Source organism: Algoriphagus halophilus (assembly GCF_900129785.1).
In the GTDB taxonomy this organism is placed as follows: Bacteria; Bacteroidota; Bacteroidia; order Cytophagales; family Cyclobacteriaceae; genus Algoriphagus; species Algoriphagus halophilus.
This window is the reverse complement of record NZ_FSRC01000001.1, coordinates 1,238,606-1,259,867: the sequence shown is the minus strand read 5'-3', so window position 1 is coordinate 1,259,867 and position 21,262 is coordinate 1,238,606. Positions and strand designations below refer to the sequence as shown.

Sequence of the window (21,262 nt, the reverse complement as noted above, 5' to 3'; positions counted from 1 at the left end):
ATGACGGGTGATTCCATGACTTCCAATTCGAAACTTTCTTTCCTAATATAAAGTCAAATTATCCTTCGATTTCTTTTACCAATTCCTCATACCATGCTTCTCCATATTTTCGGATCAAAGCATCTTTTAAAAATTTATAGATAGGAACTTTCAAACTTGACCCCAATTGGCAAGCAGGGTCACAAATATGCCAACGGTCGTAATTAAGTGCGTCAAACTCATCGTACTTAGTAATACGAATAGGATACATATGACAACTAATCGGCTTTTTCCAGGATATTTTCCCGTCCAAATAAGCCTGTTCGATCCCGCATTTTAAAATCCCTCGCTCATCGTACAATGCATAGGCACACTCTCGGTTATCTCCTATGGTAGGCGTTCCTTTATCGCCATCTTTATCAATCACCCAAGTTCCCTGAGCCTCAATGACCTTTCTCCCCTCTTCTGTGATATAATCTTTGACAATGGGATAAATATCCTCAATGATTTTAGTTTCCTCATCTTCCAATGGAGCACCTGCATCTCCTTCCACACAGCATGCACCTTTACAAGCTTCCAAGTCACAGACAAAAAAGTTCTCTTTGATATCATCAGAAAGAACCGCATTTCCTACTAAAATCATAACTGGTAAATTTTCTCATCAAAGGTAAGCAATGCATTGGAAAATGAGTTTAGGAATTTGGCTTTTGAAGGTCCTTCTTTTTCACATATACCCCCTTTTTCAATCTTGCTATTAAATTTCCATGGGCATCTTTTACTTCACAAGGAAACTCGAAAACATGCTTCCCCTGCTCATCGACAATATTCCTCACCTGATTAATCTCTTCCTCCGTCATTGAAAAAATTGCAAAAACAGTCCCCTTACCCGGTTTAACAAATTCTATATGAGCATATTTATCCCAAACAATATATTCTTTCCCAAGATTGGTCAGTAAAATAAACATAAAGAATGGGTCGCACATGGAGTATAAGGAGCCTCCAAATGCTGTCCCAATTAAATTTCTATTATACCATGTAAGTTTCAACCTCACCTTAAACATCCGGAAATCCGGAGCATAGTCGACCACTTTGATGCCTGAAAAAAGATAGGGAGGATACCAATTGATGGCACGAATCAATTTTTTAAATCCATTGCTTTCGTTCATTCCTAAAAGTTACAGGAATATAAACGAAAAGAACCGCCCAATTTGAGCGGTTCAACCCAGCACTATGAAAATCAGCTATTTTATAGCTTATCAATCTACAAACCATCAAGTTCTTGAATTGTTCAATAATTAATAAAAATAGAAGATGTTTCCTCAGTTAAATTTTTATTACCAACCATTTAACAAAGAGATGAAACCCTTCTGGTATAAAATTCCGTACTTTACGTCGTGCAAGTCGTCTTGTCGCTGCCTTGATTAATATCAGGGAAGAGGAAAGTCCGGGCAACGTAGAGCTCCATACTTCCTAACGGGAAGGGGGCTGACTGGAGACGGTCAGTTTACAGAAAGTGCCGCAGAAAATATACCGCCTATTTCCGATTCGTCGGATTGGGTAAGGGTGAAAAGGTGGAGTAAGAGCCCACCGCCTTGGCAGTGATGTCAGGGGCATGGCAAACCTTATGGGTTGAAAGATCAAATAGGCCTCGGGCAAAGTGCTGCTCGTACGATTCTCGTATTTACGGGATTCCGAGGTGGGTAGATCGATAGATCCTGACCGCAAGGTCAGGGCTAGATAAATGACAAGAATTCTTTCTGATTTTAATCAAAAGGAAACAGAACCCGGCTTATAGACTTGCACTTTTTTCTTTTATATTAGAGACATGTCAAAAATCTTGATTATTGATGACGAAAAAGTCATCCGCGCTACATTACGCGAAATTTTAGAATACGAAAAGTTTGATGTATCTGAAGCACAAGATGGTGCGGAAGGACTTAAAAAATTAACTGAGGAAGACTTTGATTTGGTGCTTTGTGATGTCAAAATGCCAAAAATGGATGGAATAGAAGTGCTTGATCAAGCAAAAGCTTTGGAAAAAGCTCCTCAGTTTATTATGATTTCTGCACACGGAAGTATTGAAACTGCCGTAGAAGCCACCAAAAAAGGTGCTTTTGACTTCATTCCAAAACCCCCGGATTTAAACAGACTTTTACTTACTGTACGCAATGCTCTTGATAAAAAGAATCTTGTCACAGAAACCAAAGTCTTAAAAAAGAAACTTTCCAAAAAACTGGATATGGTGGGAGAATCCCCTGCCATTAAACTGGTAAAAGAAACCATTGAAAAAGTAGCTCCGACCGATGCTAGGGTTTTGATTACCGGACCAAACGGAACAGGAAAAGAGTTAGTGGCACACTGGGTTCATGCAAAGAGCAACAGATCTTCCAATCCATTTGTGGCAGTTAATTGTGCTGCAATTCCTTCAGAATTAATTGAAAGCGAACTATTTGGTCACGAGAAGGGAGCTTTCACTTCTGCACATAAACAGCGGCAAGGTAAATTTGAACAGGCTCAAGGCGGCACCCTATTTCTAGATGAAATTGGAGACATGTCCCTATCCGCTCAATCCAAAGTTTTAAGGGCCCTTCAAGAAAACCTGATCAACCGAGTAGGTAGTGACAAGGACATTAAAGTGGATGTGCGAGTACTAGCTGCAACCAATAAGGATTTAAAACAGGAAATCAAGGAAGGTAAATTCAGGGAAGATTTATACCATCGATTAAGTGTGATTCTGATTCAAGTTCCGGCCCTGAAGGATAGAAAAGAAGATATTCCACTACTTGTCGAGAAATTCCTCGGCGATATTGCCTCCGAAAATGGAGATGCAAGTAAAACTATTTCTGACAGTGCCCTGAAAAAATTACAGGAATTCCCATGGACAGGGAATATCAGAGAACTTAGAAATGTTATTGAAAGACTTGTGATTCTGGGGGAACCCGAGATAAGCCTAGAGGATATAAAAAAATATGCTGACTATTAGGGTCAGCATTTTTTTTAACTATTCGGTTTTTCAGTAGTAGGGGCTTTTGCGTAAGCTGGACAAGGTTTACTGGAGGCACATGCTCCAAGGGCCAATACTCCTACTAATAATGCGATTGTTGCTAATTTTTTCATAGTTGAGATTTTATGCTGATCAAATATGTTTAATTATTCTTAAGATAGCAATTACTGAACCAGAAGATTACACCCCCTGATTTCACTATTGTCAAACCTCCCCAAAACTTGGAGGTATCCATGTTCATCAAAACTTCCCAAATCCTGGGTTTCCAAGAATGCACAGGAATGGAAATTTGCCAAATCAATGACATTTATCCCTCCTTGACTTTTTGTACTCCAAGAATACGGATCGTTCACATCCCTTAACATAACGCGCATGGTGGTGGGCAAGGTATATTTCCCCTCCCCTTTTGAATAAGCCTGAGACATCAATTCGGTCATTCCATATTCAGAGTGAATCGTTTTAACTCCAAAATAGGGCTTCAATATCTCATGAACTTCTTCCCTTATCATTTCCTTTCTTCTTCCTTTCATTCCCCCAGTTTCCATAACTATCAAATTTTCCATTGTTGGAAACTCCTTTTCAGATTCAGCTAAATCCAAGAGTGCGAAGGTCACTCCCAACAGCAATACTTTTTTAGGGGAATGTTGAAGCAATCGAAGCTTATCCAGCAATTCATCTTGATTATATAAATAAAAACCAGAATGTTCGGATCCACTTTGTTCAATGAAGAAATTGGCCATACTGACCAAACTGCTTCCTTTTCTTTCCAAATAAGCGGGGAGCAATGCCAAGACATGAAAATTACTCAAGCCCCCATATTCCTTTTCAAAAATTGATTGGGCATGATTCAAATACCAAGACTCAGACCAAAAATAATGTTTACTGGTAATCATTCCCGTCGTTCCACTACTGGAAAAAAAGTCGGGATACTGAGTCAAATCTCCTGAAACTATGGGATGATCCTTGAAAAACCGTATGGGTAAAAAAGGAATGTCTTCCAATTGATTCACGTCTTCAACTTTAATGTGACGCGCTTCAAGGTATTTTTTATAGATTTGGTTTTCCGATGCCTGAAATCGAAAAAGCTCTAATGCTGTAGAGTCAAAGTCCTCAGATTTTAAATTCTTTATGACTTCTGAAAAACTTTTAAAATCCTGCATCGTTTTATATTTTGCAAAGTCCAATAATGGAACTGTTCAACTTGGATGTAAATTTACTTTCGCCCTATGCGTTTCAAAAACTATTCAGGAATATTCTTTTTAGCTGTAGCAAGTTTTTCTTGTGTCAACTCACCTGATAATTTCCCAAGTACACCTGAAATTGAATTTTCCTCCATTGAATATATCCCTACTTCTGGGCCAGATTCTCTGATCGTATCCGTAAACTTTAAAGATGCAGAAGGAGACTTAGGACTGGGAGCTACAGAAATCACCCCCCCCTTTAATGCGGTGGAATACCAACGAAATAATGTAGGTGAATTAATTACATACTCTACAAGGCCTCCTGAAGCTCCTACTTATAACCCTATTGATTGGGTGATTGATCCGATTATCAATAATGCTATTGTGAAAGACACCATTTGGGTAGTTCAAAACCCTAATCAATACAATATTTACGTAAAGTTCTTTGTGAAAAGAAATGGACAATACACCGAGTTTAAATGGCAAGACCCTCCTTTTTACACTACGTTTAATGGTCGCTTCCCTAGGATATTGAATAATGATCAAACTCAGGCAATTGAGGGAAATATTCGGTATGCCATGCTTTCCTCTGGGTGGCAATCCATCTTTCGAACAGATACCCTAAGGGTAGAACTTCAGATTCAAGACAGAGCGTTGAATAAAAGTAATGAAGTGACGAGCCCCGATGTCACTTTAAGTACCATCACAAAAGATTAAAAAAAGCCCTTCAAATCGAAGGGCTTCATTTTTTATAATGCGGGGAATGATTTCGGATCTACTTCGTTCATGACTGCATAAACTTTTTCGACTATATCTTCTAAACTTGGTTTTGAAAAATAATCTCCATCCGAGGAATAAGCAGGTCTATGTGCTTTGGCCGCTATCGTCAATGGCTCAGAATCCAAATACCGAAATACTTCTTGACCTTCTATTACTTGCTGCATCATGTAAGCTGAAGCACCTCCCGGAACATCCTCATCAGCAAAAATCACTCGATTAGTTTTCTTAATGGAATCTCCTATTACCCCATGGGTATCGAATGGTAAAAGCGTCTGCACATCAATCACTTCTACATCTATCCCAAGTTCAATTAACTCACCGGCGGCCTCGAGTACAATTCTACACATCGAACCATAGGTGACAATGGTAATATCTTTTCCTTCTCTGAGTACCTCAGGTTTACCCAAAGGCACGGTATACTCGCCTAAATTGGCAGGCAATTTTTCTTTTAACCGATAGCCATTGAGACATTCTACCACAATAGCAGGCTCATCAGACTTCAATAAAGTAGAATACATTCCAGCTGCTTGGGTCATGTCTCTTGGAACACATACCACCATTCCCCGAAGTGTTGATAAAATCATTCCCATTGGGGAACCAGAATGCCAAACTCCCTCTAATCGATGCCCTCTTGTTCTAATGATTAAAGGCGCTTTTTGACCTCCTTTGGTTCGATATTGAAGACAGGCCAAATCATCAGAAAGCATTTGTAGACCATATAACAAATAATCGATATACTGAATTTCTGCAACTGGCCTTAATCCTCTTAATGCCGTACCAATCCCTTGGCCTACAATCGTTGCCTCTCTAATACTGGTATCAGACACCCTTAATTCACCATGCTTGGCTTGCAACCCCGCAAAAGCCTGGTTTACATCTCCTATTTTTCCTACATCTTCTCCAAAGGCAAAAAACTTAGGGTTATGTTCGAGTGTATAATCAAAATACTTCTGAAGTACTTCTCTTCCATCTACCAGAATAGATTTTTCATCGTACGCTGGTTTAACCTCCTCAATATTCTGGACACTCCATTTTGACTCACTATACAAATGGCTATTGTATCGATCATGATTCTTTTTTGTTTGCTCCTTATACCAAGATTTTAACTCATTCTTGGCTTCATTGGAATCAAAACGCAGGGTTAAAAGCGCTTTTCTTACAGTGGAGATAACGTCTTTTCTGATTGGGTTAATCGTCCTAGAAAGCTCATCTGCCATCTGGGTTAAAATCACTTTTCTTGTACTATGCGCTGCAGCTCCTTTAATTAAAGAGATAGCTTCTTGAAGTTCTGCCTTGATCTCTTTAGAAAATTCCTGCCATGCAGTTTCTTTTTGTTTTTTAACATCTGCTTTTACCTGAGCCTCAATCTTATCTAAGGTTTCAGGAGTGGCGATTTTGGATGAAAGGATATACTCTCTGAATTTATCAATACAATCCCATTCCTTTTCCCATTTCAATCGCTCGGCAGATTTGTACCGTTCATGGGATCCCGAGGTAGAGTGTCCTTGGGGTTGAGTCATTTCTTCTACATGAATCAACACAGGAACATGATCTTCTCTTGCGATTTTACCCGCATTAAAAAACGCGTGCATCAAGCCTTCGTAATCCCATCCCTTCACTTTAATTATCTCAAAGCCTTTCTGTGAATCAGTTCTTTCAAAACCAGAAAGTGCATCTGAAATACTGCCTTTCGTGGTATGATATTCTTGTGGTACGGAAATTCCGTAAGCATCATCCCAAATAGAAATTACCATGGGAACCTGCATCACACCGGCAGCATTGATCGCTTCAAAGAAAATCCCCTCGGATGTAGATGCGTTACCTATCGTACCCCAAGCCACCTCATTTCCATTGATAGATAAATCTGTAAAGCTTTTTAAGCCTTTATTTTCCCTAAATAATTTGGATGCATATGCTAATCCTAAAAGTTTTGGCATTTGGGCAGCTGTAGGAGAAATATCTGCAGCAGAATTATACATCTTGGTCAACTCCTTCCAGCTTCCATCTTCATGAAGGGAACGAGTCGCAAAATGACCATTCATCAACCTACCGGCACTAGCAGGTTCCATCTCCACATTGGTATGAGCATATAACTGTGAAAAGTACTGCTGAACAGTCAATTCACCAATTGCCATCATAAAGGTCTGATCCCTATAATAACCAGATCGGAAATCGCCAATTTGGAAAGCCCGAGCCATGGCAATTTGAGCCAACTCTTTACCATCTCCAAAAATCCCAAACTTAGCTTTCCCCATAAATACTTCTTTTCTCCCTACCAGGGAGGCTTGCCTACTCAAAAGCGCAACCCTAAAGTCCTCAAGGATAGCATCTTTCGATAGGTCTGGAGATATTTCGGTTTTTCTTATGGGTTGTACTTCTGGCATAAACTATTTATCTAAAATTATTTTGGGCAGATTTTTACTTCTAATAAGGATACTCCAAAAATAGCCAATTCCATATTTTTTCCAAATTTCTAAGACAATATTTTTCCAACAAAAATTTGGATCAAACCTGATTTAATAAGAAAAAACAAAATATTATTCTTTTCCTAAAAAAATAACAATTCAAAAATCTGTTTTTCAACAGTTTAAGTTCTAGAATATAGCAAATGATGAACCTGAAAAAAAATTTCCAAATTAAACTTGTCTAAACGCTTTTCTTTAAAATTATTCTAACGATAAAATCTATTAACAAAACAATGTTCTGATTTTTTAAGATTTTCCAAATCACACCAAATACTATTTGCTGTGGGACTTTTCAGTTTGTTTTTGCTTAGTATCTTTGTGGTAATATATACAAATCCAAATATATCTATCATGATTATAGGTGTTCCAAAGGAAATTAAAAACAACGAAAATCGAGTAGCCCTCACTCCTGCAGGTGCAAAAGAATTGGTTAAAAGAGGCCACACTGTATACGTACAACATACAGCTGGTGAAGGATCTGGTTTTTCAGATGAATCCTATGTAGAAGCAGGAGCAAACATACTTCCTACCATCGAGGCAACGTATGAAATTGCCGAAATGATCATGAAGGTAAAAGAGCCTATTGAACCTGAATATAAGCTCATCAAAAAGGATCAATTATTATTTACCTATTTCCACTTTGCATCTTACGAACCTTTAACCAAAGCAATGGTTGAAAGTGGTTCTGTTTGTCTTGCCTACGAAACAGTGGAAAAAGCAGACAGAAGCTTACCCCTATTAATTCCGATGTCAGAGGTGGCAGGTAGAATGGCAGTTCAAAAAGGAGCAAACTACCTTGAAAAACCTTTGAAAGGAAGAGGCATTCTATTAGGTGGCGTTCCTGGAGTTTTACCTGCTAAGGTCTTGATTTTAGGTGGTGGAATCGTAGGTACTCAAGCAGCTTGGATGGCTGCAGGATTAGGTGCTGATGTCACGATCATGGATGTGTCACTTCCTAGAATGAGATACCTTGCTGATGTAATGCCAGCGAATGTAAAGACCATGATGTCGAATGAATACAACATCAGAAAAATGATCAAAAATCATGATTTGATCATTGGTGCTGTGTTGATTCCTGGTGCTAAAGCTCCGCATTTGATCACCAAAGACATGCTAAAAGAAATGCAACCAGGCACTGTACTTGTTGACGTGGCTGTAGATCAAGGTGGATGTATCGAAACTTGTAAGCCTACTACTCACCAAGATCCAACTTATATCATTGATGACGTTGTTCATTATTGTGTAGCAAACATGCCAGGAGCTGTACCTTATACTTCTACTCTTGCATTGACCAATGCTACCCTTCCTTATGCAATTCAACTTGCAGATAAAGGATGGAAAAAAGCAGCTCAGGAAAACCCAGAATTGGTTCCTGGCTTAAATGTGATCAATGGCGATATCGTTTATCAAGCAGTTGCAGAAGCATTCGATATGGATTATACTCCAGTAGTTAAATACTTGGCTGATTAACTCTTACATATATCCAATGAATCCCTCTTGTGAAAACAGGAGGGATTTTTTTTGACAAAAAATTAATGGAGGCAAAAAATCCCCAATTATATCCATGGGCTACACAGGAATTTAATTGAAAACCTCTTCCTTTTGGTCCATGGGATGATGGCATGAATTTATAGATTAATTCATTGACTAATAACAATTAATAACCTATCACAAAATGGACTCCGTAATCAATTCATCAGAAAACATCAGCAACAAACCTGAAAGAGGATACCTATTAGACACCTTATTCCAAGGCTTTCTGATTTTACTACCTTTATCGATCGTATTGATCCTTCTTTCTTTCTCATTCAATTTTATCTTCAAGTTAGTTGCCCCCATTAGCTCTATTCTTGACCCCGGAACAGATGAACCACATTGGTTGATCAACTTTCTTTCCATTGGAATATTGGTGCTTTTTATATTTATCATAGGAGCGTTGATCCGTCACAAAGTAGGAAAGGTTTATTTCACCCGCTTTGAAAAAAAATACTTGACCAAAGTGCCCCTGTATAGCCTAATCCATCAGACAGTTTATCAATTTGTGGGGCTTAAAAAACTCCCATTTTCTGAAGTTGTATTAATAGATCCTTTCAATTCAGGAACCATGATGACTGGATTCATAACTGATCAAATCAATGATGAGTTATATACGATTTTTGTACCGACTGCCCCCAACCCCACCAACGGAAATATATACCACGTTCCGAAATCAAAAATCACTTTTTTGAATTCAAGTACTCAAGATGCGATGCGTACGATCATGGGAATGGGAACAGGGACTTGTGACCTGATTGCCTCCGCTGGAAAAAGCTTTGTTAGCTCCTGCTCTGAAGAATCTAAAAAACAGTTGGATCCGGATTTCCCGACTGATTAAACCCTCGTGCAGACCTGAATAGTTGAGTTTAGTGAGTTAAAGGAATAGACAAGGTTAGTCCAGCAGGCTGAAACGATACTTGTTCAAAAAATGCTGGCAACTCTTTGGAATGAGTCGCATGAAAAGTATACATCAAAGCATCAAAGGTAAATAGGAAAGCACCTTGAAGTATAATTGATTTTCCGAACCCCACGAACTTATCCTTTGAAAGCCTGAACCCACGTTCTTTTAAATAAATCCCACCTGCCATATATGCTATATCCAATGCAGCATTTACCAATAGAATCTTTTCTATACTAGTCTGTGAATTCATGGTTTCAAATAAATCGGCACTTGGTAATTCTCGTGTTGCCTGCCAGTACCCTATCCCTGCAATGATTAAATTGACCGAATTCCAATATAGATTCATCTGGTGAAATGCTTTCGTCTGACCGGATGTATTACTGGCTCCAATTCCTCCCCAAACCATGTTGCCTAAAGCCCATGCTCCCAGAATGATCATTCCTGATTCATTGTATTGAACCCTAGTTTCATTATAGGAACCTAAGGCTGGAATTTCCTGAGAAAATGCTTCTGAATGAATTAACAAGACCATCGAAGCCACGAAAAAAAAGTAGATATATTTCATGGTAAATAAACAGTAGAATAAAGTAGTTGTTCATTATAAACACAACAAATCCCAAGCCTACCCCCTAACCCTTTATGTGATCATAAGCACAGACTGGAAGGAAGAATCAACTTAACTTAAGGAATTAAAATTAAATCATTATGAATTATTATCAATCCAAACAAGTAGAGGCGAAATCCATTCAGGAAGTTCGTGAACAAATTGAAGAAAAACTTAAAAATGAGGGATTTGGGATTTTGACAGAGATCGACATCCAGGCTACCATGAAAAAGAAATTGGATAAATCCTATCCACCTTTCCTAATTCTAGGTGCATGTAATCCCGTTTTTGCAGATAAAGTCCTGTCTATAGAGCCACAGATCGCCACACTACTACCCTGCAATGTGGTCATCCGAGAAACAGAAAAAAATAAATACGATGTATCCCTGATGGATCCATCAACCGCTATGAGCGTGGTAAAAAATCCAGAAATAGAAGGATTTGCCGTAGAGGTTAGAGAAAAATTAATGCGTGCCTTAAATGGCCTGAGCTAATTTTAGGTCTATCAGACATTCCAGGCATACACCAACATTCGTAGGCCAAAGCCTATCATGATCACTCCGACCCCTTTATTCATGATTCTCATCATGTTTGGGGTCACTAAATGAGAAAGCTTTTTAGCGATATAAGATTTTAATAAATCAATCAGGAAAACTGTGCCTAAGATTCCGGAATAATAAAGCCAAATATCCCAGTTAGATCCGTTTTCCTTCAATTGAACAATACTTGCAATTGAAATCCAAAACAATAAGACAAATGGGTTGACCCCATTAATGCTAAACCCTTTGATAAATGCTGATCTCTTTTTCACTTCAGGAATGTTAATCCCTCCTGAGTTGGGACGGTTTGTATTTTTCCGAATCAAAGAAGCCAACCCAAATCCGATTAAAATCGCCCCTCCAACGTATCCTAATACTTCTTCAAAATAAGTAGCTTCGGCTATAAATTTGATACCAAGGTAAGTGATCAATACATAGAATGTATCACTACACAAAATTCCAAAAGCAAGAACAGCAGCATATCTGAACCCTTGAGTTAGACTACTTTGAATAAGCGTAAAAAAAACAGGCCCCACCATGACTGAAAGGAGTAATCCCATACTGATTCCTTCCATCAATGATGCAATCATGAAATGGCATTTTTAGATTTTAAAAATTCTTGCCAACTGGTAGCCTTCTCCCCTTTCAATACCCTTGGAAATTTATTTTGTCCACCTTCTTTTCCTTGTTTTTTCATCCATTCATAGAATAGAGAGGATGGCAAAATATCAACCATCACTTCTTTGAGGGCATGCCTTCTTTCCACAGCATAATCATCATTCAATTTCTTTAAATGTGAGTCAAGTGCTTCTCTAAAAACAACAGGATCAGCTTCGTCACTACTCCCTATAAACCAATGATGGCCAAACAAATTATCATGAGGAACTCCTAAGACTGTAAACTCCCTTACATTGATATTCAAATCTTCAGAAGCTAATTCAATTGCTTTGTTCATATTATCTACGGACATGTGTTCTCCACATAGGCTTAAATAATGCTTCGTTCTTCCAGTGATAATGATTTCAGATTCTTCTTTGGAAACAAACCTTACCACATCTCCAATTAAATAGCGCCAAGCTCCCGCGCAGGTACTGATTAGTAAAGCATAATCATTTCCTTCCTCCACTTCATCAATTTTCAAAGTCATTGCATGCTCTTTGATATTTCCTTCCTCATCAAAATTATCTTCATTAAAAGGCACAAACTCATGAAATATGCCATTGTTCAATACCAATCTCATGGATTTTCTATTTGGCAATGCCTGAAAGGCAATGAACCCTTCAGATGCCAAATAAGTCTCAATGTAAATGATAGGCTTAGCTAAAAGCTTTTCAAAACCCTTCTTATATGGTTCAAAGGATACTCCTCCATGGACAAAAATCTGCAGATTGGGCCATATATCATGAATAGTCTTCAGTTGATACCGCTCTATAATTTTTTCAAGCAGGATTTGTAACCAAGCAGGCACCCCTACAATGATCCCTATGTCCCATTTAGGAGCTTTCTCAACAATTTGATCCAACTTATCCCCCCAATTTTTATTTCTGGAAATTTCTTTTCCTGGTCTATAAAAGCGCTGAAACCAAATCGGAAGTTTTCCTGCAGTAATCCCACTCAAATCACCCGAAAAATAAGTACCATTGAATTCCAAATCCGTACTTCCTCCCAACATCAAAATCCCTTTGGAAAACAAAGCATCTGGAAGATCATATTTGGATAAAGATAAAATTTGTCTGACTCCAGTTTTCCGAATTGCTTTTACCATATCCCTGGTAACAGGAATAAACTTAGAAGTTGCTCCAGATGTACCACTACTCAAGGCGAAGTATTTAACTTTTCCGGGCCAAGTAACATTCTGCTTTCCTTCCTGCAACAAATGCCACCACTCGGCATGAATTTTATTGTAATCATAAATAGGAACTTGAGCTTTGTATAATTGGTAAAACTCATCATCTCCTTTTTTGAAGCTTTTCAAAATAGAGGGGAAATCATATTTCGAAGAGATCAGAGTATGATTCGCTTTTATCAAAAGTTTTCGAAGCGTATTTTTCTGTAATTCAAGAGGTTTAGAATATTCTTGTTCCAAACTTTCTCTCAGACGAATACCTCGTTTTAGTAAAGTACTGATGATCGCCATATCTTTGTTTTAGGCCTAGGGTAAAAAAGTGAAGTATAAAAATAGAAAATGGACATTAAAGCCAATCTCGAAACAGTAAAAAAAACTTTTATAAACCCTGATTGCTTATTGGTAGCAGTCAGCAAAACCAAGCCACTTGAAGACTTGAAAAAGGCATATGATTGTGGTATCAGGGATTTTGGAGAAAATAAAGTGCAGGAGCTTCAAGCCAAACAACCGGAAATGCCAGAAGACACTCGATGGCATATGATTGGCCACCTTCAAAGCAATAAAGTAAAATACATCGCTCCCTATGTATACCTAATTCATGGAGTGGATTCCTTTAAACTTTTGAAAGAAGTCAACAAACAGGGAAAAAAAATAGACCGAATCATCCCGGTATTACTTCAGATCCATATTGCGGATGAAGAGTCTAAGTTTGGTTTTGACAAAAACGAATTGTTGGAAATGTTTCAAGACCCCAATTTTAAGGGGCTAACTCATGTACAAATAAAAGGTTTGATGGGAATGGCTACGTTTACTGAAAATGAATCCCAAATCAGAAAAGAATTCAAAGGGCTAAAGAATCTTTTTGAAGAATTAAAAAATGAATCCCTTCCTGATTTTGTTCAAATGGAGGAAATTTCCATGGGAATGAGCGGAGATTATTTAATCGCACAAGAAGAAGGAAGTACAATGGTTAGAATTGGTTCTGCCATTTTTGGATCGAGAAATTACCCTCATTAAAAAGTGAACTCAAATTGTTCCCTTCCCTTTTTGGAGAACTAAAAAGACGGGATTTCAATCAAGAAAAAGTGGAATTTTCAATACAATGAACGGAAGACAAATAATTATGATCGCTGCACTTTCTGGAGCATTTGCTGTAGGAATTGGTGCTTTCGGAGCACACGCTTTGCAGGAAACCTTAGTAAATAACGGAAGAACTGCCACCTTTGAAACTGCAGTAAAATATCATTTTTACCATACGCTTTCTCTGGCATTCATGGGATTGATTTTGATGATTAGGCCCAATTGGAAAAGTCTCACTTTCAGTATTTGGAGTATGATTTTAGGGATCATTATATTTCCTGGATCACTTTATATTTTATCCTTAACAGGAATCACTTGGTGGGGAGCCGTCACTCCTTTAGGTGGAGTTTTTTTTATTTTAGGTTGGTTAGGCCTCTTTTATTCAGCACTTAGAAATGACCAAATTGTTGTCGATTAAAAATTTAAGCCTGGTCCTTTCATTCTTCTGTTTCGGTTTTCATTCTGCTTATGCACAACTAAACAGAGACCAATATCTAAAACTGGAAGAAGCTGTTGGAGATCAGAGCTTTTTTGCCAATCATTTATCAGGGTTTGAATTATATGATTTGGACAGCCAAATCGTACTCTATGAAAGAAATAGCGAACAGCGATTTATTCCCGCCTCCACTACCAAGTTATTGACCTTATTCTCCAGCCTGATCATTTTAAATGACTCCACTCAAACGTTCAGGTACACTACCAGTAACGATACCATTCGGATTTGGGGATCTGGAGACCCTAGTTGGAACTACAAAGAATTATACCAACCAGATATCCGATCATTCATTGCACCTTTCAATACGGTGCTTTTTTCTGATTCAAACCAAGATTCCCCTGCTTTTGGCTATGGTTGGCAATGGGACGATTACTATTACGACTATTCTGCTGAGCGCAGTCCTTTTCCTATTTATGGCAATCTGGTTCAAGTAAAAAAGTCAGGAAATCGTCCTATCGTAACACCAAAAAGATTTCAATCGGCAGTCTATACAACCAATAAAACGACTCGGGAACTAGAAAGAGATTTTCATTCCAATAATTTTTTTTACAATCCCAATAACTTTAGGGGTTCGGAAGAATTTATTCCATTTATATCTTCCCCAGAATTGTTTGTTGAGTTAGCTTCTGAGGCTACTGGAAAAACCTGGGTTTATCAGCCTGATTCATTGCCCAAGGATCATTCAGAATGGAGAGCTGCCCCCCTATTTCCAATATTGGAGGAGATGATGTTGGAAAGTGATAATTTTTTGGCCGAGCAACTGATGTGGATGGTTTCTGACCGACTTTTCCAAAGATTGGATACAGAAAGAGCAATTGAGTATATCCTTAAAACCTATCTTAATGATTTACCAGACGAACCTCAATGGGTAGATGGAAGTGGATTGAGTAGACATAATTTGGTGACCCCTCGATCTATGGTGGCGCTCTTTGAGAAAATCTATAGAATGGTCCCTGATGAACAGTTATTTGACTTGTTGCCTACAGGTGGAGTTTCAGGAACGATCAAAACAAGCTACCAAGCCCAAACGCCCTATATTTTTGCCAAAACAGGCACCATGAGCAACCATCATAGTCTGGTAGGACTTATTAAGGCTAAAAGTGGAAAAATGTACTGTTTTGCTTTTATGAACTCCAATTACCCTTACAAAGCATCTGTGGTAAGAAGGGAAATGGAAAAAGTAATGGTGATGGTGAGAGACATGCTTTAGTAAGTAGTCAGGCTCAGAGGGTATTTAGCAGGATTAGTACCCTTTGAAGTCTATTTCTTTCTCAAAGGCTATATCATTTTAACCATAAAGCCCCCGAAACTCCATTTCAAAATCATATTTTAAGTGGAAGTTCTTCCATCTAATTCCATGTGGGTTCTCTTTCGTGATCAAATCGCATTAGGAGGATTTGGGTATTATTCTTGTAATCCAGGTAGTGAATTAGAATGCTTGAAAACTAACTTGCAGCGCTACTCAACAAATAAAAAAACCGTATTTTCACACTTCGGATATAACACTTATCGAATGCAAAAACGAGAATTTCTCAAATCACTTGGATTACTTGCGGGTTCATTTTCCGCGCTTTCTTTTTCATCCCCATCAGGTAAAGACTTCGCGAAGATTATTCTTCCAAAATCGATAAAAAAAGGAGATACGGTGGGCTTGATTTCCCCCTCTGCTGCCACAGCTGACCGAATGCAATTTACTTTCGCTAAAGAAGCCTTGGAAGGGTTAGGCTTTCAAGTCAAATTTGGGGAAAACCTGATGAACCGAAGAGGACATCTTGCAGGCACAGATCAAGAGCGAGCGGATGACCTAAATGAAATGTTTGCAGATGATCAAGTAAAAGCCATTGTTAGCATTAGAGGTGGCTCTGGCGCAGCTAGAATATTACCTCTGATCGATTATAAGCAGATCTCCCGTCATCCAAAACCACTTTTGGGATATTCTGATATTACTGCTTTACACTGTGCCATTCATTCCCAAACAGGATTAATCACATTTCATGGCCCAATGGGGTCTGGAAGCTGGAATAGTTTTAATGTAGCGCAGTTTCAAAAGTTATTCTTTGAACGGGAACAAATGACTTTTGAAAATATCCATCCTGAGACCGATGACTTAGTGGTAAAATCCAATAGAACACAAACGCTAAAAGGAGGAATTGTGGAAGGTAGAATCCTAGGTGGAAATCTGACAGTGTTAACTGCAATTTCTGGTTCTGACTATTATCCTGACTTCAAGGATGCCATCCTGTTTATCGAAGATGTTGGAGAAGACCCCTACAGAATGGATAGAATGATGAGTACCTTAAAATTGAATGGAACTTTAGATAAAATAAAAGGCTTCATTTTTGGCCAATGCTCGGATTGCGAGCCTGGAGGAGGTTACGGATCACTAACCCTAGACCAAGTGCTGGATGATTACATCCTCCCCTTAGACATTCCTGCTTACACAGGTGCAATGATTGGCCATATATCCAAGCAATTCATCGTCCCAGTGGGAGCAAAAGTATCTATGAATGCGGATCAAGGTACTTTTAAGCTAATGGAAAATGTATTTGAAAATTAATATCCTATGAAATTCTGTATAATAGCTCTTTTCATAAGTGGATTAATAGCATGCAAAATGGGCTCAAAATCGCCTGAAAATGAAATTCAAATGACTACTAAAGAACCTCTTACGTATTTGGCCTTAGGTGATAGTTATACCATCGGGGAAGGTGTGGAAGAAAAAGACAGATATCCCAATCAGTTGGTCCACTTATTAAATGAAAATACCGAAAAAACCTACGCCAAGCCAAAGATCATTGCCAAAACAGGATGGACAGTGGATGAGTTGGAAGCAGGAATAAAAAACGAATTTATAGAAGGTCAAACCTACGACCTGGTTACACTTTCCATAGGTGTCAACAATCAATACCGAGGAAGGTCGGTAACGGAATACAAAAAGGAATTTGAACAGATGCTCCTAAAAGCCATTGGTTTTGCAGGAAATCTTCCCAATCATGTTTGGGTACTTTCTATTCCAGATTGGGGAGTTACCCCCTTTGCAAGTGCAAATGACAAGGACTCCATGAAAGTGGCCCAGGAAATTGACGAATTTAACTCCGCCAAAAAACAAGTCTGTGAACAATATGGCGTTACATACATTGATATCACTGAAGAATACCGTCAAATTGGAGGAAAACCCGAGATGCTAGCAGGAGATCAATTGCATCCCAGTGGATTGGTTTACCAAAGCTGGGCAGAACAACTATACCATTCTATATCCAATAGTTTATGATGAAATCACTAATCCTATGCTCGACTATCCTTTTGAGTATTGCTGGATGCCAACCTGAAGATGATCAGGTTGAGTTGTGGTGGGTCAATTCTTCAAAGGTAGACTGTATGGGAGTTGGGCCTATGAAATGCCTACAAATTCAAAAGGGAAGTGCTGTTGAACCGGAAGCTTGGAAGTTATTTTATGATCAAGTAGAAGGATTTAAATATGAACCGGGCTACCTATATCAATTGCAAGTCAAAGTCACTGAAAAATCAGCCCCTATTCCAGCTGATGCTTCTTCACTCCAATATGAATTAATCAATGTGATTTCAAAGGAAAAAGACTCCTAAAAAGCTGGATATTCAATAAGCCTAAAGTGAGATCCAACTAGATCTTTTCCATTTGAATGATTATCAAACTAAACATCTAGAGTGATGATGCGATTGGAGATGAAAAACCAAAATTGTATTCATTGGTTCTAATTCTGGAACTTGGACTGAATTGGTTTGTTACAGAATATAAGATTAGAAAATTCCCATTACATAGAATTACAGAAACAAAAACTTACCAAATTCCAGAGAATCAGCTTTCTTTGCTTGATGAATCAGGAGAAACATTCATTCTCTATCAAGTTGTAGATTAATACCCTATGAAGATTATTTGCATTGGCCGGAATTATGTGGCCCATATAGAAGAATTACAAAATGAAAGACCAACCAATCCAGTGGTGTTTCTAAAGCCAGAAACGGCAATATTAAAAAAAGGTGCACCTTTCTTTTATCCAGATTTTTCTCAAAACATTCACCATGAAGGAGAATTGGTTTTGAAAATAAATAAAGAGGGAAAGTATATTCAGAAAAAGTTTGCACACCGATACTTTGATGAGATTGGTTTTGGAATTGACTTTACTGCACGAGACCTGCAGGATCAATGCAAAGCAAAGGGCTTGCCTTGGGAAATTTCAAAAGCTTTCAACGGATCTGCCCCAATAGGAGATTTTATCCCAGTCTCCGAGCTTCCCGATTTAAACAATATTGATTTCCACCTTACCATCACTGGAGAGGTACGCCAAAAAGGAAATACTAGCTTATTGCTTTTTGACTTTGGAACGATCATAGAGTATGTTTCTAAATTCTTTATGTTGAAGAAAGGTGACCTCATTTATACAGGTACACCTGCTGGAGTTGGACCTGTCAAACCAGGTGATCGATTGGAAGGATTTATTGGAACGAAAAAATTGCTTGATTTTGAAGTTAAATAAGTACCTCATACTTCTTCTTTTAGTAGTTCAATCCCTCTCTGGCTTTTCTCAAGAGATTGACAAAGGATATTTTATATCTCCCATTAAACCGGGAGTTAGAAATTACCTTGCCGGAAACTTTGCAGAGTTAAGACCGAATCACTTTCACACTGGGCTTGACTTTAAAACCGGAGGCCAAGAGGGCGAGCCCATTCTTGCCGCAGCTGATGGATGGGTGCATAGAATTAAAGTTTCTTCCTTTGGGTATGGCAACGTGATTTACCTCAAGCATCCAAATGGCAAAATCACGCTTTATGGCCATTTAAGGAATTTCAATAAAGAGCTGAGCGATTACATGAGACAGAAAATGTATGAGGCTCAAGTAAATGAATTAGAGGTTTATCCAGAACCCGGAGAACTTCCTGTCAAAAAAGGAGAACGAATTGCAGATAGTGGAAACACAGGGGGATCAGGTGGCCCTCACCTCCATTTTGAAATCAGAGATAGTTTGGACAGAGCCATGGATCCATTACTCTTTGGTTTTCCTGAAATCGAAGATAACACTCCTCCTACCCCACAAAAAATCGCAATCGTTCCATTAAACGTAGACTCACGAGTGAATGGAAAATTTCAGCGAATTGAAGTTACACCTGTGTATTCAGGTGGATCATATTCCTTGCCTTCTACTGTTAAAATAACAGGTAAAGTAGGATTGGAAATTCAAAGTTATGACCGTTTAGATGGGGCCAGTAACCGGAATGGGTTTGCGAATTTTGACATCTCAGATGAATCAGGATTGGTGTATTCATTGGTAGTAGACAAGGTAGACTTCAATTACACACGACAATTTTTGCTACATACCCACCAAAACAAATTCACCAAGCTGTATAAACAGGATGAATTGAAATTTGACTTTTTTAGTTCTAAAGATCCAGAGACAGGGCATTTGGAATTAGAACCAGGTAGTAAGAAAACCTATCAATTGGCATTGACAGATGCCTATGGGAATACTCGAAAAATCTCCATCCCTCTTCAAGGCCAAGATTTAGAACATAATGTCAATGATGGTTCGGCTCCTTCAAGGGCAGTAGTTTCCTATATTGGAAATATTCTCAAAGTAAAAGCGCCCATTTCTCCCAATGGTGGGCTCGCCAAGTTTTATGTAGGTGCACATATTTTTGAAATGCTCCCTGCTTACCAGGACTCTCAAAGCAGGACTTATTTATGGGACATGAATTTTGGAATTCCAGAGGAAATCGATGTTTGCTCAGAAGTAGTAATTGTGGGAATTAATGCAAAAATACAAGCGGATTCAGAACAGCTTTTTGCGGATAAAAATGTAAAAATACGATTCACTGAAAGAACCTTGTTAGACGATCTTTTCCTCCGAATCAACCAAACCGGAAGCCCTTCTTCTCCGAAGCTTGAAATCAACGAACCTTCAGATTATTTATGGAGTGACATGGAAGTTACTTGGAATGTACCGGGCTATACTGGAGATAAAGAACGAGTACATGTATACCTTCAATCTTCCAATGGGAAGAAGTCATTTGTAGGTGGAGTTTGGGAAGGTCAATCAATCCGTTTTAAAACCAGAAATTTTGGTACTTTTGTTCTAGCCACCGACGAAGAAAAACCTACCATCACACCGGTAAGAGTCAATTCTTCTGGATTGCGATTTACAATTCGAGACAATAATTCTGGAATTGACAGCTTTGAGGCCCATGTCAATGGCGAATGGCTATTGATGCGCTACGAATACAAACAAGCAGTCATCTGGTCGGAAAAGCTTACCAATGAAGCTTTAAAAGGTCCGGTTATTTTAAAAGTGAAGGACCAGGCAGGAAATGTATCCGAATGGAAAGGCACTTTATAAAGTTAATTGTTTCATTCAAAAAGAAGAAAATATGAGTTTAGAAGTAGGCCAAATGGCCCCCGATTTCGAAGCAAAAATAGAAACAGGAGAAACGATCAAACTCTCTGACTATAGAGGTAAAAAAGTAGTTCTCTATTTTTATCCCAAAGACAATACTCCTGGATGTACTGCACAGGCATGTAATTTAAGAGACAATTACGAAGCCTTACAGAAAGCAGGATATGTCGTCTTGGGTATCAGTTCGGATGCTGAAAAATCTCATGCAAAATTCATAGAAAAACAATCTCTCCCATTTTCCTTAATCGCTGACCCGGACAAAACGGTTCATGAAGCTTATGGCACTTGGGTAGAAAAATCAATGTACGGCAGAAAATACATGGGCACGGCCCGAACTACCTTCATTATTGATGAAGAAGGAAAAATTGCCGAAATCATCGATAAAGTAAAAACAAAAGATCACACAGCTCAAATCTTAAAATAAA

Annotated in this window: 21 protein-coding genes and 1 other RNA gene; 15 read left to right on the top strand and 7 right to left on the bottom strand. The window is 38.5% G+C overall.

Translation table 11 applies throughout. The features are described 5' to 3' along the window. Positions 1-58: 58 nt before the first annotated feature. The gene (locus BUR11_RS05375) at positions 59-622 is read right to left on the bottom strand and encodes a DUF3109 family protein (RefSeq protein WP_074223765.1); all 564 of its coding nucleotides are present in this window, start codon (positions 620-622) and stop codon (positions 59-61) included. Positions 623-671: 49 nt separating this feature from the next. After that, positions 672-1,145 (bottom strand): DUF4442 domain-containing protein, encoded by a 474-nt coding sequence (locus BUR11_RS05370; RefSeq protein WP_074223764.1) that lies wholly within the window; start codon positions 1,143-1,145, stop codon positions 672-674. 227 nt (positions 1,146-1,372) lie between these two features. Here BUR11_RS05370 and rnpB point away from each other — a divergent pair. Both rnpB and BUR11_RS05360 read left to right on the top strand, forming a co-directional pair. Next, positions 1,373-1,787, top strand: an RNA gene (gene rnpB / locus BUR11_RS05365) — RNase P RNA component class A. A 17-nt stretch (positions 1,788-1,804) separates the two neighbouring features. Next, positions 1,805-2,962 carry a sigma-54-dependent transcriptional regulator gene (locus BUR11_RS05360; protein WP_074223763.1) on the top strand — a complete coding sequence of 386 codons (1,158 nt, stop codon included), beginning with the start codon at positions 1,805-1,807 and terminating at the stop codon, positions 2,960-2,962. A gap of 185 nt (positions 2,963-3,147) precedes the next feature. On the opposite strand, the gene BUR11_RS05355 is transcribed toward BUR11_RS05360, so the two are convergent. Next, on the bottom strand, positions 3,148-4,143 hold the full coding sequence (locus BUR11_RS05355; RefSeq protein WP_074223762.1) for a long-chain-fatty-acid--protein ligase: 996 nt from the start codon (positions 4,141-4,143) through the stop codon (positions 3,148-3,150). Between the two features lie 66 nt (positions 4,144-4,209). Here BUR11_RS05355 and BUR11_RS05350 point away from each other — a divergent pair, with 66 nt between their 5' ends. Then, positions 4,210-4,881: a hypothetical protein gene (locus BUR11_RS05350; RefSeq protein ID WP_074223761.1), complete on the top strand. Its 672-nt coding sequence runs from the start codon at positions 4,210-4,212 to the stop codon at positions 4,879-4,881. A gap of 32 nt (positions 4,882-4,913) precedes the next feature. Here the strand turns inward: BUR11_RS05350 and BUR11_RS05345 are convergent, their stop codons facing one another. Next, a complete protein-coding gene (locus tag BUR11_RS05345) occupies positions 4,914-7,328 on the bottom strand; it encodes an alpha-ketoacid dehydrogenase subunit alpha/beta (protein WP_074223760.1) in 2,415 nt (804 codons plus the stop codon). Between the two features lie 432 nt (positions 7,329-7,760). Here BUR11_RS05345 and ald point away from each other — a divergent pair, with 432 nt between their 5' ends. Then, complete coding sequence (gene ald, locus BUR11_RS05340) at positions 7,761-8,879, top strand: alanine dehydrogenase (protein ID WP_074223759.1); 1,119 nt, start codon at positions 7,761-7,763, stop codon at positions 8,877-8,879. Positions 8,880-9,084: 205 nt separating this feature from the next. Beyond that, positions 9,085-9,783: a DUF502 domain-containing protein gene (locus BUR11_RS05335; RefSeq protein WP_074223758.1), complete on the top strand. Its 699-nt coding sequence runs from the start codon at positions 9,085-9,087 to the stop codon at positions 9,781-9,783. Positions 9,784-9,811: 28 nt separating this feature from the next. Here BUR11_RS05335 and BUR11_RS05330 read toward each other — a convergent pair whose 3' ends face one another. Further along, on the bottom strand, positions 9,812-10,411 hold the full coding sequence (locus BUR11_RS05330; RefSeq protein WP_074223757.1) for a DUF6992 family protein: 600 nt from the start codon (positions 10,409-10,411) through the stop codon (positions 9,812-9,814). 140 nt (positions 10,412-10,551) lie between these two features. Between BUR11_RS05330 and BUR11_RS05325 the strand changes: the two genes are divergently transcribed. Continuing rightward, entirely contained in the window at positions 10,552-10,944 is a 393-nt protein-coding gene (locus BUR11_RS05325) for a DUF302 domain-containing protein (protein WP_074223756.1), read from the top strand. 11 nt (positions 10,945-10,955) lie between these two features. Here the strand turns inward: BUR11_RS05325 and BUR11_RS05320 are convergent, their stop codons facing one another. After that, complete coding sequence (locus tag BUR11_RS05320) at positions 10,956-11,579, bottom strand: LysE family translocator (RefSeq protein ID WP_074223755.1); 624 nt, start codon at positions 11,577-11,579, stop codon at positions 10,956-10,958. After that, the gene (locus BUR11_RS05315; protein WP_074223754.1) at positions 11,576-13,126 is read right to left on the bottom strand and encodes a GH3 family domain-containing protein; all 1,551 of its coding nucleotides are present in this window, start codon (positions 13,124-13,126) and stop codon (positions 11,576-11,578) included. The genes BUR11_RS05320 and BUR11_RS05315 overlap by 4 nt, the downstream gene beginning before the upstream one ends. Positions 13,127-13,174: 48 nt before the next feature. On the opposite strand from BUR11_RS05315, the gene BUR11_RS05310 reads away from it, so the two are divergent. From BUR11_RS05310 to bcp, 9 genes are all read left to right on the top strand, one after another. Beyond that, positions 13,175-13,852, top strand: coding sequence for a YggS family pyridoxal phosphate-dependent enzyme (locus tag BUR11_RS05310; protein WP_074223753.1), 678 nt, complete (start codon positions 13,175-13,177; stop codon positions 13,850-13,852). 85 nt (positions 13,853-13,937) lie between these two features. Then, positions 13,938-14,333, top strand: coding sequence for a DUF423 domain-containing protein (locus BUR11_RS05305; protein ID WP_074223752.1), 396 nt, complete (start codon positions 13,938-13,940; stop codon positions 14,331-14,333). Beyond that, on the top strand, positions 14,311-15,621 hold the full coding sequence (locus BUR11_RS05300; RefSeq protein WP_084560863.1) for a D-alanyl-D-alanine carboxypeptidase/D-alanyl-D-alanine-endopeptidase: 1,311 nt from the start codon (positions 14,311-14,313) through the stop codon (positions 15,619-15,621). The genes BUR11_RS05305 and BUR11_RS05300 overlap by 23 nt, the downstream gene beginning before the upstream one ends. 303 nt (positions 15,622-15,924) lie before the next feature. Continuing rightward, positions 15,925-16,968 carry a S66 peptidase family protein gene (locus BUR11_RS05295; RefSeq protein WP_074225127.1) on the top strand — a complete coding sequence of 348 codons (1,044 nt, stop codon included), beginning with the start codon at positions 15,925-15,927 and terminating at the stop codon, positions 16,966-16,968. Between the two features lie 90 nt (positions 16,969-17,058). Further along, the gene (locus BUR11_RS05290; protein ID WP_234982104.1) at positions 17,059-17,682 is read left to right on the top strand and encodes an SGNH/GDSL hydrolase family protein; all 624 of its coding nucleotides are present in this window, start codon (positions 17,059-17,061) and stop codon (positions 17,680-17,682) included. Further along, a complete protein-coding gene (locus BUR11_RS05285; RefSeq protein ID WP_200800383.1) occupies positions 17,679-18,014 on the top strand; it encodes a DUF4377 domain-containing protein in 336 nt (111 codons plus the stop codon). Before BUR11_RS05290 ends, BUR11_RS05285 begins: the two co-directional genes overlap by 4 nt. Before the next feature lie 299 nt (positions 18,015-18,313). Next, a complete protein-coding gene (locus BUR11_RS05275; protein ID WP_074223749.1) occupies positions 18,314-18,925 on the top strand; it encodes a fumarylacetoacetate hydrolase family protein in 612 nt (203 codons plus the stop codon). Continuing rightward, positions 18,912-20,780 carry a M23 family metallopeptidase gene (locus tag BUR11_RS05270; RefSeq protein ID WP_074225125.1) on the top strand — a complete coding sequence of 623 codons (1,869 nt, stop codon included), beginning with the start codon at positions 18,912-18,914 and terminating at the stop codon, positions 20,778-20,780. The genes BUR11_RS05275 and BUR11_RS05270 overlap by 14 nt, the downstream gene beginning before the upstream one ends. A 31-nt stretch (positions 20,781-20,811) precedes the next feature. Continuing rightward, entirely contained in the window at positions 20,812-21,261 is a 450-nt protein-coding gene (gene bcp / locus BUR11_RS05265) for a thioredoxin-dependent thiol peroxidase (RefSeq protein ID WP_074225124.1), read from the top strand. Position 21,262 lies beyond the last annotated feature (1 nt).